We start from the raw sequence: 15,848 nt of genomic DNA, 5'->3' as shown, positions 1-15,848 counted from the left end.
ACAATGACCACGACAACTGACCCCGCCACACGGAAACTCCCCTGGTGGGTCAGCGGCGACACCAACGCCTTCTTCGGACTCGGCTTCAACGTGATGGTCAACGTGCTGGTGCTGAGCGGCCTGTGCCTCGGGGTCGTCCACCTGCCCGGCGCGGACGTCTTCGGCGTCATCCTCCCCGCCATGGGCATCCAGCTGCTCATCGGCAACGTCTACTACACCTACCTGGCCCGGCGGCTGGCCCGCCGCGAGGGCCGCGCCGACGTCTGCGCGATGCCGTACGGGCCGAGCGTGCCGCACATGTTCATCGTCGTCTTCGTGATCATGCTGCCGACGTACCTCGCGACCAAGAGCCCCGTGCAGGCCTGGGCGGCCGGGCTGGCCTGGTGCTTCATCATCGGCATCATCGTGCTCATCGGGGCCTTCGTGGGCCCGTACATCCGCCGCTTCACGCCGCGGGCGGCCATGCTGGGCACCTTGGCGGGCATCTCCATCGCCTTCATCTCGATGCGGCCGGCCGCGCAGATGTGGGAGGCGGCCTGGATCGCGCTGCCGGTGCTCGTGATCATCCTGGTCGGCTTCTTCACCGACCTGAAGCTCCCCGGGAACATCCCGGTGGGGCTGGCCGCGCTCCTGGCGGGCACGGCGATCGCCTGGATCGGCGGCTACATGGACCCCGCCGACGTCGGCACCGCCGCGCAGGACATCGCGGTCAGCCTCCCCACGCTGAACATCGGCCGGCTGGTCGACGGGCTCAAGGAGGTCTCGCCGCTGCTGGCCACCGCGATCCCGCTCGGCATCTACAACTTCACCGAGGGCATGAGCAACGTCGAGAGCGCCGCCGCGGCGGGTGACTCGTACAACCTGCGGTCGGTGCTGCTGGCGGACGGCGCCGGCGCGGTGGTCGGCTCGATGCTGGGGTCGCCGTTCCCGCCGGCCGTCTACATCGGCCACCCGGGATGGAAGTCGGCGGGCGGCCGCAGCACCTACTCGATGGCCAGCGGCGTGGTCATCGCGATCTTCTGCTTCCTCGGCATGTTCTCGCTGCTCGGAGCGGTGCTGCCGACACCGGCGATCGTGCCGATCCTGCTCTACATCGGGCTGCTCATCGGCGCCCAGGCGTTCCAGTCGGTTCCGAAGGCGCACGCGGTGGCCGTCGTGATGGCCATCATTCCCAACATCGCCGCGTGGGCGCAGGGATACATGGACAACGCGCTGGCGGCCGCGGGCACCTCGGCGCAGAAGGTGGGGTACGACGCGATCGCGCAGAGCGGCACGGTCTACGAGGGCACGGCTCTGCTGGGCGGCGGGGCGGTGCTGGCCGGGCTGATACTCGGCTCGATCACCGCCTTCATCATCGACCGGTCGTTCGTGTGGGCCGCCGGGTACGCCCTCGGCGGAGCCGCGCTGTCGTTCATCGGCCTGATCCACGGCGCGAAGGTCGAATGGAACGCCAACAGCCAGGTGTCGCTCGGCTACCTGTTCGCCGGGGTGGTCCTGCTCGGCTTCTCCCTGCTCAAGCCCGGTCTGACGAAGACGCCGGAACCCGAGACCAGTCCCGGGCCGGCCGCGGCGGAGGTGCCCGCCGCGTCGTGAACACTTCTCTCGATCTGGACAGCCTGGCCCGCCGCTACCGCGACGGGTCGGGATGCCCGTCCGACGTCGCCGCGGAGGTGCTCGGGCGGATCGCCGCACGCGGCGACGACCACGTGTGGATCACCCTGCGCCCAGCGGCGGACGTGCTCGGCGACGCCGCCGAGCTGGCCCGCCGCTGGCCGGACCCGGATTCCCGGCCGCCGCTCTACGGCATCCCCTTCGGCGTCAAGGACAACGTGGACGTGGCCGGGCTGCCCACCACGGCGGCCTGCCCCGCGTACGCGTACGTCCCGGACAGGAGCGCGCCGCTGGTCGACCGGCTGCTCGCGGCGGGCGCCCTGCTCATCGGCAAGACCAACCTCGACCAGTTCGCCACCGGCCTGTCCGGCACGCGCAGCCCGTACGGCGCGTGCGAGTCGCCTCTCGTCCCCGGCCTCATCTCCGGGGGCTCCAGCTCGGGATCGGCGGTCGCGGTGGCCGCCGGGCTGGTCTCCTTCTCGATCGGCACGGACACGGCGGGCTCCGGCCGGGTGCCCGCCGCCCTCACCGGCACGGTGGGGATCAAGCCCAGCCGGGGCCTGGTCAGCACGCTCGGCCTGGTGCCCGCGTGCGCCTCGCTCGACTGTCCCAGCGTGTTCGCCGGGTCGGTCGCCGACGGGCTCGCCGTGCTGTCGGTCATCGCCGGTCACGAGCCGGCCGACCCCTGGTCGCGTGCGCTCGCCGTGCCGCCGCCGATGCCGCCGGTCGTGAAGTCGCTCCGGGTGGGCGTGCCCCGCCGCCTGGACTTCTTCGGCGACGACCCCGCGGCCGCCGCCTTCGAGGAGGCGGCGGAGCGGCTCACGGGTCTCGGCCACCGGCTGGTGCCCGTCGATCTGGGGCCGTTCCTCGCGGCGGGCCGGCTGCTGTACGACGGTCCCTGGATCGCCGAGCGGCTCGCCGCCTTCGGCGACTTCGCCGCGCGGAACCCCGGTGAGGTGCATCCGGTGACCCGCGAGATCCTGAGCAAGGGCGCCGGGCTCACCGCGGTGGACGCCTTCACGGGGCTGTACCGGCTGCGGGCGCTGCGGGCGGAGACCAGGCGGGCCTGGGCGTCGATGGACGCGCTGGCCGTTCCGACCGTGCCGACGACGTACACGGTCGCGGAGATGCTGGACAGCCCGATCGAACGCAACACCGTCCTCGGCCACTACACCACGTTCACCAACCTGCTGGACCTCGCGGGCGTGTCCGTGCCCGCCGGCACCACGGCGACCGGCCGTCCGCACGGCATCACGCTCCTCGGCCCGGCGGGCTCGGACGCCCTCCTCGCCGGCCTGGCCGCGTCCTTCCACAGCCAGACCGGCGGACCGGCCCTTGCGCCCGCTTCCGCGGATCCGGACGGCGGGCCCGAAGCGGCGCCCGTGCTCGCCGTGGTGGGGGCGCACCGCTCCGGGCAGCCGCTGCACGGCCAGCTCACGTCGCTGGGAGCCACCCTGCTCGGGACCGCCAGGACCGCTCCCCTCTACCGGCTCTACGCCCTGAACGGCGGCGAGCCGGCACGCCCCGGCCTGATCCGCTCGGGCGGCGACGGGGTGTCGGTGGAGGTGGAGCTGTACAGCCTCGGCTCCGCCGCGCTCGGCGCCCTGCTCACCCGGATCGCGCCGCCCCTCGGGCTCGGCTGGGTCGCCCTCGCCGACGGCCGCGAGGTGCACGGCTTCCTCTGCGAGCCGTACGCCGTCGAGAAGGCGGCCGACATCAGCGGCTACGGAAGCTGGCCGGGCTACCTCCTCTCGTGGGAGCGCGACGGCCGGTAGGAGGGGTGGGACGGCGGGCACCCGGCTCCGAAGGCCGGTGGCGCGCGAGCAGTTCTCCGTCAAGCCGCCGGACCCGGAGCTCTGCGACGGTTCATTGGATATCGCGCGCTATGGCCGTCGATGGGCTGGAATAGGTTTCGGGCGAAAATGCTCTCAACCCTTCGGCTTCCAACGTGGCGGGGATCTGTGTGATCAGAATTTTGATTGCCGAGGACATGCTGATGCTCCGCAGGGCGCTGGTGTCGTTGCTGGAGCTGGAGGCCGACTTCAGCGTGGTGGCCGAGGTGGAGGCCGGTGACGCGGTGGAGCAGCGCGCCCTGGCGACCCGGCCCGATGTGGCGGTGCTCGACATCGATCTGCCTGGAATGGATGGGATCTCGGCTGCGGCTCGGCTGCACGAGACGCTGCCGAGCTGCCGTTCGATCATCTTGACGAGCCTCGGCCGGCCGGGGAACCTGCGCCGGGCCCTGGAGGCGCACGCGTCGGGGTTCCTGGTCAAGGATGCCGACCCCCACCAGCTCGTGGCGGCCATCAGGGAGGTGGTCGCGGGTGGCCGGGCCATCGATCCGCAGCTGGCGCTGGCCACCCTGGAGGCCGTCAGCAGCCCGTTGACGGCGCGCGAGAGCGAGGTCCTCCGGCTCGCGGCGGAGGGCGAGGACGTCTCGCAGATCGCGGGCCGCCTGTTCCTGTCCACGGGGACGGTACGCAACTACCTGGCCACCGTGGTCATCAAGCTGGGTGCCCGCAACCGGGTCGACGCCGTGAGGATCGCGCGTCAGTCCGGCTGGCTGTGAACGGCCGCCGCCAGCGGCAGCCGGGCCGCCAGGCGGAACTGCTGGCCGTCCAGCGCCTCGGCGGTGAGATCCCCGCCGAGGGCGGTGACGCGCTCGGTCAGGTTGCGGATGCCGTTGCCGCCCGGATCCCTGTGATCGGCGCTCAGCAGGCCGGCGGAGCCGACGCCGTCGTTCTCCAGAGTCAGGTGGATCGTGCAGTCGTCGGCCCAGGCCGCGATCCGGCAGCGCTGGGCTTTGCTGTGGCGAAGCATGTTGGTGAGGCCCTCACGCAGGATCGTCGCCAGCACCGTGTCGACGGCCGGCTGCAGGGTGCCGGTGTCCACACGGGTGTCGACGGTGATCCCGACCGCGGCCAGCGTCGTCTCGGCCACGTGAACCTCCGCCGCCAGTGACATGGTGCGGTACCCGACGGCCACCGACCGTACGTCCGTGAGCGCCTCCCGCGCCGTGTGCAGGACCTCGGTCAGCTCCTGTTGCGCGCGTTCGGGCTGCACGGGGACGAGGCGATAGGTCAGCTCACATTTCAAAGTGATGGTGGAAAGGCTGTACCCCAGCAGATCGTGCAGGTCGCGGGCGATGCGCAGCCGCTCCTCGGTCACCGCGAGGCGGGCCACTTCCTCACGGGCGTACTGCAGCTCCCGGACCAGGTCCGACAGACGACTCAGCCCGTACACGACCAGGGCGGTCAGCACGGTGGCGATGAGGTTGTACGCCAGATCGCCGATCCGGTAACCGACGAGGAACTGCAGGACCCCGGCGCTCGCCACGACCAGGGCGAAGAGCCCGTAGGCGAGCGAGCCGCCCATCACGAGCAGGACGGACGCGGCGAGGAAACCCGGCATGCCCAGCCACGCGGCTTTGAAGAAGAGGAACGGCACATAGGTGAGCGCCGCCTGGAGTGCCAGAGTCAAGCGTCGGTTCGGGGCCCAGCGCCGGAAGAGGGCGGGAAACGAATGCACGAACTGCAACGACAGGAGAACGGCCAAAGTGATCGTCATCCCGACCAGCGTCCACGGGCTGGGCTGGGCACTGAACGCGTACGTGAGGGCGACAAGGAAGAAACCGATGATCACCGTAGCGGTGATCACCCCCGCCACCCGTGGGGCGAGCGCGGCACCATGCGGGACAAAGGTAGCGTTCATGGGCTCTCCTTCCGAGAATCAGTCACAACCGGCACCAAAGGCGATGCAGGAGCTGAACTGCTCGGTCTCATCCCACTCGGTCCGGTGTTCACCACGGCCGGTTCGCCCGCGTGTGAACGCGCACGACTTCCGGACATGGGATGTCACCCGAACAAGCGACGCCCCCCATGGCTGACCGTTTCGGTACGGGTCGTACCGATTCTCAGGCCCACCAGAATCCGCATCTCCCCGTCGCGCAGACGCCGGTTCCATTGCGCCAACCCGGGAACGGCGAATGCTTTTCTCCTAAGGTGACCCATTCACCGCTGAGGATCAAGGCTTGGCGGGACACTGCATCCTGTCCGCCCGAGGCGGATCGGGACGACTTCAGCTCCGGCCGCGATGGGCCGTCGTCCTCCGGCGGATCTCCTCGGCGCATGACTGCCTCCAGTCATGGTCGTTGACAGATAACAGCAGATCATCGTCCGGTGTCACCCCTGTGGGCAGCGAGCCCAGCACGAACTCGCCGATGCTCGACTCCAGCCGCCAGTCCGTCCCCAGGGCCCGCGCCGACAGGTCGCCGTCCCCGGCGGCGAGTGCGCAGCAACCGAGCCTCATGGCCGTGCACACCAGGTACAGCGTCTGCATGAGCACCCCGACGTCCTTCAGGAGCGCGCTGTACGCCAGCCCTTCGTACTGCCAGTTCATGCGGCGGAACCGCGCGGTGATGACGATCAGTACGGGCGGCTCGGCCGGGAGCCCGGCCGACACCCGCGCGTCGTCGAGCAGCTCGCCCAGCGCCTCCTCGGACGCGCCGGTGGTGTAGAGCGCGTGGGACAGCGGGTCGTAGAAGTAGACGTCCCGCTGGAGGCCGGCGCAGTCGCTCACCGCGAGGTACAGCTCAAGGGCATAGGCCCCCCCGGTGCTGGGGTACGGTCGCGAGCTGCGCGGCACCGGGATCGGATCGCTGGACGCCGCCTTCGTCAGCGATCTGACCCGGGCCGTCCGGTACAGCAGCTCGCCGATCTGGGACAGAGTGAGCTGCCGGTCGCCGAACTCGCGGACGGAACGCCGCGCCTCCAGCACGGCCGTGACCGGCGGGTCGCGGTCCAGCAGCCGCTCCAGGTCGGGGCGGGGCAGCCGGATCACGAGACGGCCTGAGGGCTCCTTGACCGGGGGATCGGGATCGAGCCGCCCGGCATGCGGGAAGGTGGCGCCGAAGGGATCGTCGTGGCGGCCGAGCCTGCTGCGGGAGTGCATCATCAGGGCATGGGGCGACCAGGTGACCAGGGCGGAATCGCGGTCCTCGGCGAACCCCTCTCCGGGGACACCGCTGATCACCATGCCGGCCGCGATGAGATACTCCGCCGCGGCCCGCGTCAGCTCCTTCGAAAGCCCCAGCCTGGCGGAGGCGTCCTCCGGCGAGGACACGGAGCCGAAGCAGCTCACCAGCAGGAACGCCTCGGTGGTGTGGAGGTCGACCCGGTACGCCGACAGCGCCGACTCCACCCGGAGACGGTCGCCCACCATCCGGATCTGGGCGAACCGCGAGAGCCGCAGCGTCGCGCCCGGGTCGAGGGGCACCGGCGAGAAGGACGCCTTGCTTGAGATCGGCGTCGCCGACAGCAGCGGGATGCCGTCGGCGGTGGCCAGGGATCGGACGATCACGTGCTGGAGAGGGTCCAGGTCTGTGCTGTCATAGTCCGCGTTCCGCAACGAGATCGGGCCGAACGACATCCGCTCCAGTGTCGTGCGCAGCGCCGGGCCCGGCTCACAGAAACGCACCTCGCCCCAGCGCGTCGTGATCACCGCTTCGCCCTCGTTGAACTCTATGAGGGTGTCCTCACGGAGCGACCAAAGCTCGACAAAGTGCACGGTTCGGACCTTCCCGAACGTTCGATCACAGGAAAACCGGGATCGGGTTCAGTTCGTCATAGGAGGTGGGCGTGTCCTGCCAGCCGAGACTGACGGGGACGTCGTAGAGACGGCCCGGGGCGAACCGGGTCCAGAAGTGGCGCAGCCCGGGAACGATCACTTTCACCACGGGCAGTTCCAGATCGGGCCGGGTCTGGTCGAGGATCAGCAGCTCCATGCCGTGCCGCCGCACCAGATCGGCGATGGCCGCGACGTCGTCACGCAGGTCGGGCCGCCGGCTGAACGGATGGACGGGAGCCGCAGGACCGGGTGAGGGCAGCAGGTACGGCTGGTTCTCCACTGTCGCGGCACGCCACCATCCGACGGCCGCCGGGTCGTCACACGTGTAATCCGCGCCGTCCCCCACGCCGGCCAGCGGCGGAAGCATCTGGTTCAGCTCGGTCAGCGCGCGGCGAAGCGCGGTCCGGGGGGAGAAGTGCGCGCCGAAGCCCAGAGCGATGTCCTCCGCGGGCTTGTCGGTGCGCCGTGACAGCGCGGCGTACGCGGGGATCCCCAGATCGGTGGTGAGGTCGAGCGCCCATACCTCACGCCCCATCTCCGCGTGCACCTGGCGCAGCCGGTCGATCCAGGGGTCGGCGAGCGCGTCCAGGTCCGCGGCGGGACGGCGTGCGCGGTTGTACCACCACAGCGCGACGGCGTCCCGTTCGACCAGCTCGAAAAAGCCCTGGACGACGGCGTCCTCGACGCTGCTCCCGGCCGCCGTCCCGTTGGAGTTCGCCGAGCAGTAACGCCGTCCCGTCGGCGGGGAGTTGTAGTAGAGCAGAGAGGTCGCGACGAACCGGTGCCGTTCTCCGGTGAGCGACCAGACGGGCGTCCAATCGATCGCCGCGTCCGGGTCGAAGGGATCGCAGACCTGGTGGAACGGCCCGTGCGCGGCGTTCCACCGGTCCCGCCCGGCGAACTGCCGGGAATGGAAGAGCTGCATCGCGTCAGGGTGGACGGCGTCGCCCTCGATCTCCCGATAGGCCGCGCGGACCATCGGCTCATCGCCCTGGAAGAATCCGCTGTGCCGTTCGATGGCCTCACACAACGCGCTGACCTGGGCGTCCAGGGCGGTGGCGCCCTTGCCGGAGCTACGTGCGCGCAACCCGGCCCTGACACCGGCGAGCCCGGAGGCGGTGAAAGCGGGATTGTGACCGGCGTGGAAGCAGTTGAGGAACTCCGGCCCCCGGGGGTCTCGCTTCACCTCCCGGACGACGCCGGTGACGGGGCCGACCAGGTGGCCGTACCGGTCCATCATCTGCTGGGGAGACAGAGCACGGTCGCCGCCCTCGCACGGCTCGGCCTTGGGCCGCGTCCGCGGCACGACGGGCGTGCGCACCGTCGCCGCGACCAGCCCCGGGTCCCCGCACTCGTGACATTGGGGACGGCGGCGGACGGGGTGATGACGGCCGGCCAGGGTGAGGCTGCCCAGCGTCCAGATCGCGTCCTGACCGTCGTAGCGGTGACCGGCGATCCACTTGGCGGCCTCCAGCGCGGCCAGATGCAGCGCGATCATCCGGCTGGGGGCGAGCGCGGCGTCAGGTGCGCGCACCGGCTCCCCGGCGGTGTTCCACAGGTGCATCTCCGCCTGCCGGCCGAGGGAGAGCCGGTGGGCGAGACAGTGCCAGCAGGCGCCGTGCCCAGGGCGGAAGACGGGGCCGATCCATGGATCCGCCCCGCCTGAGCGGACGAGCATCCACGGGCGGCCGAGCGCGCGCTGGGCCGCGTCCACCTCGGCGAGCTCAGGATCGAGGTAGTCCGTGCAGGCGACGACGGTCAGCTCCGCCTCGGCGGGCGCGTCGCACATCCCCAGGCCGGCGGAGCGCAACGCGTCGCGAAGCCCTCCGGCGGCCGCCTCATTCGTCCCGTGGACGGCGACGCCGCCCTCGGCGATGCGCCGCGCGGCACGGTCGCCGTCCATCCCGGCCAGGTCCCAATAGGCTCGCCCGTCGGGGGGCGCGGCGGAGCAGGAACCATGTTCCGTGAGGAGACCGGCCTCGGTGAGCCGCGCGACGATCCGGTCCACGGGAACGCCGGGAGCGTCGGCCGCCAGAAGCTCAAGGTCGCGAGTGCCGTCGAGCAGGGGTGCCAGCGTCGCGACGCCGTGTCCGCGCAACACCGTCACCCCGCGCTCCGATATCAGGTATACGCCTTCCCCCGGAACCGCGATCGGCCGTAGATGCGACCGGAACCGTACTCCGCCGGTGGTCTCGCCGTGCTCCGTACCGCTCACTCCGGTCTCCTCACCTCGTGTCGTCTTCAGCGGTCAGCTCATGGCGAGCACGCGGTCGTTCCAGCAGATGCACGAGGCGGTCATGGACTCCTCGATGGGCAGGTGGGTCAGGTCCTCGACGACGATGTCCTCGATGCCTGCGATGGAGTTGGCGGCCATGTGGAGCTCCTCATCGGCTCGCGGCCCCCCTGCCGGGGACCCTTGTGCCGTCGAGTTTCATCCGGCGGGCGGGTCCGCGACAGTGCCTGGCTACCGATGACCCCGTGAGAAATCCATAGGTCCGGCCGGTGTGGGTCCATGGCGGTTCCGTTAGCCGGCCACTGGTGAGAAGGCCCAGCTCGGAGCCATGCTCGGATCATCAAGTGACGCATCGAGAGGACCCTCCATGGAGATCGGAATGGAGATCGGAGTGCTGGGGCCGCTGACGGCCCGGGTGGGAGGCGTGTCCGTGGTCCCGAGCGCGGGGAAGCCGCGGCAGATCCTGGCCGCACTCGCGCTCAGCCCCGGTGAGGCGGTGACTGTCCCGGCGTTGATGGACGAGATCTGGGGCGACGAGCCGCCCCGCAGCGCCTCATCCACGCTGCAGACCTATATCGCGCAACTCCGCCGCCACCTGGACGCCGCCCTGGAGCGGGAGGGGCGGGCCGCGGAGAACGCCAAAGACATGCTCGTGCACCGGCACGGCGGCTACTTCCTGGACATATCCGCTGAGTGCGTCGACGTCGCCCGGTTCGAACGGCTGGTGCGTTCCGGCCGTGAGGCGTGGGCCGCGGGCGACCGCTGGGGGGCGTCGGCCGGGTTCGCCGAGGCTCTCGCAGTGTGGCGCGGCCCGGCGCTGGTCGACGTCCGGGCCGGGCGGCTGGTGGAGACCCAGCTGCTGCGTCTGGACGAGATGCGCCTGGGCGCCCTGGAGAACCGCATCGCCGCCGACCTCGATCTCGGCCGCCACGCCGAGCTGCTGGGCGAGCTGGCGGCACTGGCCGGGCGGTATCCGACGTATGAGAACTTCCACGCCATGTACATGCTGGCGCTGCACAGGGTCGGGCGGACCTGCGACGCGATCGAGGCGTTCCGGCGACTGCGCGCCGTGCTGGTGGAGGAGCTGGGTGTGGAACCCACCCGGCAGGTCCAGCGGCTGCTCCAGTCAATCCTCGCCGCCGATCCGCAGCTGAGCCGGCCTCGCATGGGAGACCGGCTGGTGGGCTGAGGCGTTCACGCGACGCCCTCTGGCGATCTCGCCGGTGGTCCTTTCGCGTTCTGAGCGCATGAGCAAGGCCACCCAGCTGCGGAAGGGGGACCAGCCGGCCGCGATGCGCCGCAGCGCCGCGATGTCGGCCTCGGGCAGGCCGTAGGCGGCGGCCATCGAGTCGTGCAGGCGCCGTTCGGAGACCGGGAAGTGGTCGGGCGCCCCCGCGCCCCGGACCAGGATGAGGTCGGCGGAGAACGGGCCGATGCCGGGGATGCGGCACAGCCGCGCCAGCGCCTCCTCCGGATCCAGTGAACGCAGCGTCCGCGCGTCCAGCTCACCGGCGAGCGCGGCGCGCGCGACCGCGTGCAGCCTCTCGATCTTGACGTCGGGCAGGCCGCGGACGCCGTCCAGGGCGAGCAGCCGTTCGGGGGCGGGGAACGTCGGCACCGCGACGCCCGCGACGTCGACGGTGACCCCGTGCTCCTGGCTGATCCGGGTACGGATCCCCGCCGCCTGCCTGATCTGGATGCGGTGCCCTATGACGGCCCAGGCGGCGGCCTCGTACGGGGAGTGGAAGCAGACAGGCCGCAGGCCGGGATGGCGCCGCTGCAGCTCGCCGACCACCGGGTCGCGCTCCCCGACCTCGGGGAACGCGACCCCGTCGACGTCCAAGGACAGGATCCGGGCGACCTGGGCCGCGATCTTCTCCGGATCGGCCTGTCCGTGAGGCTCCACGAGCACGTCGGCGCCGTCCTCCACGATCCGGGCGCCACCCGGTCTCCAGTCGGCGTCGTCGGCGAACGCGAACCGCAGGGATTCGTCGTCGCCGGCGACACCGGTGGAACAGGTCACCGGCGCGCCGCCGTGGTTGCGGTAGTCGGCGGGCGCGAAGCCCTTCTGGAAACCGATCGCGGCGGCCAGGGAGAACGGGCCGCGGGGCGTCAGCCGGATCGTCATGGCGTTCCTCTCGCGGAGCGGCGGATGTCAGCCCTTGTCGTGGACGGTGATGGTGTAGCCGTCCGGGTCGACGAAGGCGAAGGTCCTGCCGAAGGGCCCGTCGTACGGATCGACGGCGATCGGCCGGCCCTCCTTCACGACGCGGGCGTGCACGGCGTCGGTGTCGTCGGCGCGCAGCCAGAGAGCCACGCCCCAGCCCAGCTTGTCGACGGCGTCCAGGTCCACCAGCGGAGTGCGGACGGCGAACGGGATGGGCTCGGTGGCGAACACCACCGCGTCGGGGGGCGAGACCGGCGCCCGGACCAGGCCGATCACCTCCGTGTAGAACGCGGCGGACTTCTCCAGGTCACGGACTTGAAGCGCGGCGAAGTCGATGCCCTTGACGTCGGTCATGTCTCTCCTTCTCGTATTTCGTGATCACTTGGACAGGAGCCGGACCGGAAGCCGTTCCAGTCCGTGCATGGTGAGGTTGGCGCGCCACTGCGGCCGATCGGTGGCCAGCTCGATGCGGGGGAACGCGCGGAGCAGCTCGCGGAAGGCGATCCGGCCCTCCAGGCGGGCCAGCCCCGCACCGAGGCAGAAGTGGATCCCGCCCCCGAACGACAGGGGCTTCACCTTGGGCCGGGTGATGTCCAGCCGGTCGGGGTCGGGGAAGCGCTCCGGGTCCCGGTTGGCGGCGCCGAGCAGGACCACCATGGACTCTCCCGCCGGAATGGTGGTGCCCGCGACGTCCAGGTCCTCGAACGCGGTGCGCATGGTCAGCTGGACCGAGCAGTCGTACCGGAGCAGCTCCTCGACGGCGCCCGGCAGCAGCGACTCGTCGGAACGGAGCATCTCCAGCTGCCCGGGAGCGCGCAGCAGGGCCAGCATGCCGTTGCCGATGAGGTTGGTGGTCGTCTCGAAGCCCGCGCCGAACAGGAACTGCACCATGCTGTTCAGCTCCGGCGGAGTGAGCTGATCACCGTTGTCGTCCCGCGCCGTCGCGAGCTGGGAGATGAGGTCGTCCACCGGGCGGGCCCGGCGTTCGGCGATCAACTCGTCGAAGTAGCCGTTCAGCTCGACGGCGGCCTGATCGGCCAGGGCGAGCTGCTCGGCGCTCGGGGCGGGCTCCACGCACAGCACGACCTGCCGGATCAGCCGGTGGAACATCGGCCAGTCGGAGCGCGGCACGCCCAGCAGCGATCCGATGACCGCGACCGGGAGCGGGAAGGCGAGGACCTCCAGCAGATCCACCTCGCCCCCGTCGCGGAGCGGGGCCAGCAGCTCGCCGACCCGCTCTTCGATGGCCGGCTCCCAGCCGGAGACGGCACGCGGGGTGAAGACCTTGCTGACGAGTCCGCGATGCCGGGTGTGGACGGGAGGGTTGGCCCAGATCAGATGGTCGAGCATCCGCGTGAAGCACGGATGCTCCTCCCAGTCCGCCACACCCTGACCGCGGATGAACGCGCGGACGTCCTTGCCGACACCGGGGGCCCGCAGCACACGCTCGGCGTCCGCGTACCGGCTCAGGACCCAGTGGCCGGTGAAGCTGCGGTGGACGGGTGCCGTCTCACGCAGCCGGTGGTAGACGGGATAGGGCTCGCCGGCGACGAGCGGGTCACGGAAGAGTGACGCCATGAGCCGGTCGGCGGGACCGACGGGCGGGGCGACGGTGGTCATCGAAGAACCTCCGGACGTGGCGAGCGTCAATCAATCAGCGTGACTGAACATCAGCATACATGACTGTCATGTTCAGTCCAGTAGTTTGCGGTGAGTCAGGGGAGGACCGCCGTGATGAGCGTCTGCGGCCCTGCCGGGCAGCGGCGGACCACGGGCGAGACGAATCCCGCCTCGGCCAGCCATCCCAGGTACTCGTCCCGGGTGTAGCCGGACCCTTCGCTGGTGAGCAGCATCTGAAGGCTGAAGAACCCGGCGACGGGGTTGTCCATGGGCCGTTCGATGTCGGGCACGAACTCGAAGACGGCGACCACGCCGCCGGGGCGGAGCGCGTCCCGGGCGCGGTCCAGCATCGCCAGCGCCTCGTCCTCCGGGTAACCATGCAGAAGGTTGCTGAGCAGGACCAGATCGTGCGGGCCTCCCCACTCCATGTCGCGCAAGTCGCCGCCGCGGAAGGCGACCCGGCCGCCCAGGCCGGCACCCTCGGCGCTCTCGGTGGTCTCGGTTGCGAACCTGGCCACGTCGGGCCGGTCGAGCCCGACCGCGCGCCCGCCGAGCAGCCGCGCGAGGGCCCTGGTGTAACCGCCGGATCCGCAGCCCACGTCCAGGACCGACGGCTCAGCGGGAAGGCCGGGCAGCGACTCGCGGAGGATGCCGCCCAGCCATGGAGCGGCGGCGGCGGCGAGCTGGTCGAGGTACGGCGTCACCTGCTCCCAGACGGTGCTGCCGTCGTCACCGAACAGGTCGTTGAACGGCCGTCCGCCGCGTACCGCCTCGGTGAGCCGGGGCCACAGCGGGAAGTTGATGACGCGGTGCATGTGGCGCAGGTCGCCCAGGTAGGTGGGGCGGCCCCGGACGAGGAACGCGGCCGAGTCGCCGGGCAGGCGGTACCTGCCGTCCCTGCCTCTGACCACCAGCCCGAGCGCGTTGAGGGCGCTGACGAGCAGTCCCATCGCGCGGACGTCGGTCTCGGTGGCGGCGGCCAGGCCGGTGACGGTCCGCGTGCCCGCGTCGATCCGGGTGAAGATGTCCAGCTCCAGGGCCGCGACCAGGGTGCCGGTCCGGGCGATCCCCCAGGAGTAGTCGAGGATGCGGCCGGGATCCGGCGGCGTGAGGGTGTCGTCGGCCGTTCCGTAGCCCGTGGGGGCGGGAGAGGTGTCGAGTTCGGTCACCGGTCAGTCCTCCGTACGGGTGATGGGGGTGCTCTCCATGACGGCGCGCTGGCCGCCCAGCCCGGAGATCAGCTTGATGAAGTCCTCGCGCTGCTCCAGCTCACGCACCGGGTCGATGAGCTCCTGCGCCCGCTCCCAGTACTCGGTGCGCTTGCGGCGCGCGTCGTAGAAGTAGCGGACGAAGGAGACGACGGTCTCGAAGAAGTCGCGGTAGTCCGATTCGTAGACCTTCTGGTGCGCCTCCTCCCGGTCCGGTTCGGTGAGGATGGCGTCGATGGTGCGGGCGGCCGCCGAGGCGGACTTCATGGCCAGCATGACGCCGGTGGAGAACAGCGGATCCACGAAGGCCGCGGCGTCGCCCGCCATCAGGAAGCCGGGGCCGCTGAAGCGGTCGGAGACGTAGCTCCAGTCCTTGGTGGCGCGGTAGTCGGCGATCCGGGTGGCACCGGCGAGCTGCCGCTTGGCCTCGCGGCTCGTCTCCAGCTTGCTGTGGAAGTACTCGGGGAGGGACATCCCGGACTTGGCGAAGGCGTTGTTCGGGCCGACGAACCCGACGCTGCGGGTGCCGTCGCTGAACGGGATCACCCACACCCAGCCGTCGGGGTGGTACTCGGTCAGGATGTTGCCGCGGTCGTCGCCCTCGAAGAACTCGCCGCCCTGGAAGTAGGTCCACACGGCGATGTTGCGCAGGTCCTCGTGCCAGTGCAGGCCGTCCAGCCGGCGGGCCATCATCTTCGCCTGCCCCGAGGCGTCGAGCACGTACCTGGCGCGCACCTCCTGCGGCTCGCCCTGCTCCCCGAGGGTGTAGCGGACGCCGACGCAGCGGTCACCGTCGTACAACGGCTCGGAGACGGTCGCCTCCTCGATGACGGTGGCGCCCGACCGGCGGGCGTTCTCCAGCAGGACGGTGTCGAACTCGGCCCGCTTGACCTCGTAGGCGTACTTCCACGGGCCGCCGTCCCCGAAGTAGACGGTCCAGAGCTCGCGCTCGGCACCCCACAGCAGGGTGATCCCGAACTTGCGGATGAATCCCGCGGCCTCGACCGTCTCCCGCAGGCCGAGCTCCTCCAGGACCGGCACCACGCCGGGAACCAGGGACTCGCCGACGTGGTAGCGGGGGAACTTCTCCTGCTCCAGGACGAGCACGTCGCGGCCCGCCTTCGCGAGGAGGGCCGCGGCGGTCGAGCCGGCAGGCCCGCCGCCTATGACGATCACATCGTGTTCTGTGGTCATGCAGATCTCCTCCAGGCATGGACACGCTGCTAGCGGCTGTCGGTCGTGTCCTCAGGATCAGATTCGATCTCGGGTCTCCTCAATCGGACGTTTTCACCACACCCAAGCTGATTGTCAGTAAGAGGAATCATCCGTTATGCTGACTATCAGTCTCCCGCTTCCCCTGTGGAGCGCTGCCGTTGAGAGGAGA

At 70.7% G+C, this 15,848-nt stretch carries 13 protein-coding genes; 4 read left to right on the top strand and 9 right to left on the bottom strand.

Annotated elements, in window-relative coordinates; all coding sequences use genetic code 11:
* Positions 1-3: 3 nt before the first annotated feature.
* From AB0B72_RS27885 to AB0B72_RS27875, 3 genes are all read left to right on the top strand, one after another.
* Entirely contained in the window at positions 4-1,593 is a 1,590-nt protein-coding gene (locus tag AB0B72_RS27885; protein ID WP_367742010.1) for a hypothetical protein, read from the top strand.
* Positions 1,590-3,386, top strand: coding sequence for an allophanate hydrolase (gene atzF / locus AB0B72_RS27880; RefSeq protein WP_367742009.1), 1,797 nt, complete (start codon positions 1,590-1,592; stop codon positions 3,384-3,386). Before AB0B72_RS27885 ends, atzF begins: the two co-directional genes overlap by 4 nt.
* A 188-nt stretch (positions 3,387-3,574) precedes the next feature.
* The gene (locus AB0B72_RS27875) at positions 3,575-4,180 is read left to right on the top strand and encodes a DNA-binding response regulator (protein WP_367742007.1); all 606 of its coding nucleotides are present in this window, start codon (positions 3,575-3,577) and stop codon (positions 4,178-4,180) included.
* On the opposite strand, the gene AB0B72_RS27870 is transcribed toward AB0B72_RS27875, so the two are convergent.
* The 4 genes from AB0B72_RS27870 to AB0B72_RS27855 form a co-directional block, all read right to left on the bottom strand.
* On the bottom strand, positions 4,162-5,322 hold the full coding sequence (locus AB0B72_RS27870) for a histidine kinase (RefSeq protein WP_367742006.1): 1,161 nt from the start codon (positions 5,320-5,322) through the stop codon (positions 4,162-4,164). The genes AB0B72_RS27875 and AB0B72_RS27870 overlap by 19 nt on opposite strands.
* A 366-nt stretch (positions 5,323-5,688) precedes the next feature.
* A complete protein-coding gene (locus tag AB0B72_RS27865) occupies positions 5,689-7,176 on the bottom strand; it encodes a SagB family peptide dehydrogenase (protein WP_367742005.1) in 1,488 nt (495 codons plus the stop codon).
* A 25-nt stretch (positions 7,177-7,201) separates the two neighbouring features.
* Positions 7,202-9,343 (bottom strand): TOMM precursor leader peptide-binding protein, encoded by a 2,142-nt coding sequence (locus AB0B72_RS27860; RefSeq protein ID WP_367742004.1) that lies wholly within the window; start codon positions 9,341-9,343, stop codon positions 7,202-7,204.
* 141 nt (positions 9,344-9,484) lie between these two features.
* Positions 9,485-9,610: a hypothetical protein gene (locus AB0B72_RS27855; RefSeq protein ID WP_367742003.1), complete on the bottom strand. Its 126-nt coding sequence runs from the start codon at positions 9,608-9,610 to the stop codon at positions 9,485-9,487.
* Between the two features lie 226 nt (positions 9,611-9,836).
* On the opposite strand from AB0B72_RS27855, the gene AB0B72_RS27850 reads away from it, so the two are divergent.
* On the top strand, positions 9,837-10,658 hold the full coding sequence (locus AB0B72_RS27850; protein WP_367742002.1) for a BTAD domain-containing putative transcriptional regulator: 822 nt from the start codon (positions 9,837-9,839) through the stop codon (positions 10,656-10,658).
* Here the strand turns inward: AB0B72_RS27850 and AB0B72_RS27845 are convergent.
* From AB0B72_RS27845 to AB0B72_RS27825, 5 genes are all read right to left on the bottom strand, one after another.
* Positions 10,596-11,597, bottom strand: a complete 1,002-nt coding sequence (locus AB0B72_RS27845; protein ID WP_367742001.1) for a DNA-3-methyladenine glycosylase — start codon at positions 11,595-11,597, stop codon at positions 10,596-10,598. The two genes, AB0B72_RS27850 and AB0B72_RS27845, sit on opposite strands and share 63 nt — an antisense overlap.
* A 27-nt stretch (positions 11,598-11,624) precedes the next feature.
* Positions 11,625-11,990: a VOC family protein gene (locus tag AB0B72_RS27840; protein WP_367742000.1), complete on the bottom strand. Its 366-nt coding sequence runs from the start codon at positions 11,988-11,990 to the stop codon at positions 11,625-11,627.
* 24 nt (positions 11,991-12,014) lie between these two features.
* The gene (locus tag AB0B72_RS27835; RefSeq protein WP_367741998.1) at positions 12,015-13,256 is read right to left on the bottom strand and encodes a cytochrome P450; all 1,242 of its coding nucleotides are present in this window, start codon (positions 13,254-13,256) and stop codon (positions 12,015-12,017) included.
* Between the two features lie 95 nt (positions 13,257-13,351).
* Positions 13,352-14,425 (bottom strand): methyltransferase, encoded by a 1,074-nt coding sequence (locus tag AB0B72_RS27830; RefSeq protein ID WP_367741997.1) that lies wholly within the window; start codon positions 14,423-14,425, stop codon positions 13,352-13,354.
* Between the two features lie 3 nt (positions 14,426-14,428).
* Positions 14,429-15,658 carry an NAD(P)/FAD-dependent oxidoreductase gene (locus AB0B72_RS27825; protein ID WP_367741996.1) on the bottom strand — a complete coding sequence of 410 codons (1,230 nt, stop codon included), beginning with the start codon at positions 15,656-15,658 and terminating at the stop codon, positions 14,429-14,431.
* Between the last annotated feature and the right edge of the window lie 190 nt (positions 15,659-15,848).

The organism is Microbispora sp. NPDC049125 (assembly GCF_040802045.1).
GTDB lineage: Bacteria > Actinomycetota > Actinomycetes > Streptosporangiales > Streptosporangiaceae > Microbispora.
Note: the sequence above shows the minus strand (reverse complement) of the source record. Positions and strands in the feature narration are given on the sequence as shown.

What these genes read in the sequence shown, in the direction of transcription:
- AB0B72_RS27845 (WP_367742001.1), bottom strand. Translation starts at nt 11,597, where the DNA reads ATGACGATCCGGCTGACGCCCCGCGGCCCGTTCTCCCTGGCCGCCGCG.
- AB0B72_RS27825 (WP_367741996.1), bottom strand. Translation starts at nt 15,658, where the DNA reads ATGACCACAGAACACGATGTGATCGTCATAGGCGGCGGGCCTGCCGGC.
- AB0B72_RS27840 (WP_367742000.1), bottom strand. Translation starts at nt 11,990, where the DNA reads ATGACCGACGTCAAGGGCATCGACTTCGCCGCGCTTCAAGTCCGTGAC.
- AB0B72_RS27855 (WP_367742003.1), bottom strand. Translation starts at nt 9,610, where the DNA reads ATGGCCGCCAACTCCATCGCAGGCATCGAGGACATCGTCGTCGAGGAC.
- AB0B72_RS27850 (WP_367742002.1), top strand. Translation starts at nt 9,837, where the DNA reads ATGGAGATCGGAATGGAGATCGGAGTGCTGGGGCCGCTGACGGCCCGG.
- AB0B72_RS27870 (WP_367742006.1), bottom strand. Translation starts at nt 5,322, where the DNA reads ATGAACGCTACCTTTGTCCCGCATGGTGCCGCGCTCGCCCCACGGGTG.
- AB0B72_RS27885 (WP_367742010.1), top strand. Translation starts at nt 4, where the DNA reads ATGACCACGACAACTGACCCCGCCACACGGAAACTCCCCTGGTGGGTC.
- AB0B72_RS27835 (WP_367741998.1), bottom strand. Translation starts at nt 13,256, where the DNA reads ATGACCACCGTCGCCCCGCCCGTCGGTCCCGCCGACCGGCTCATGGCG.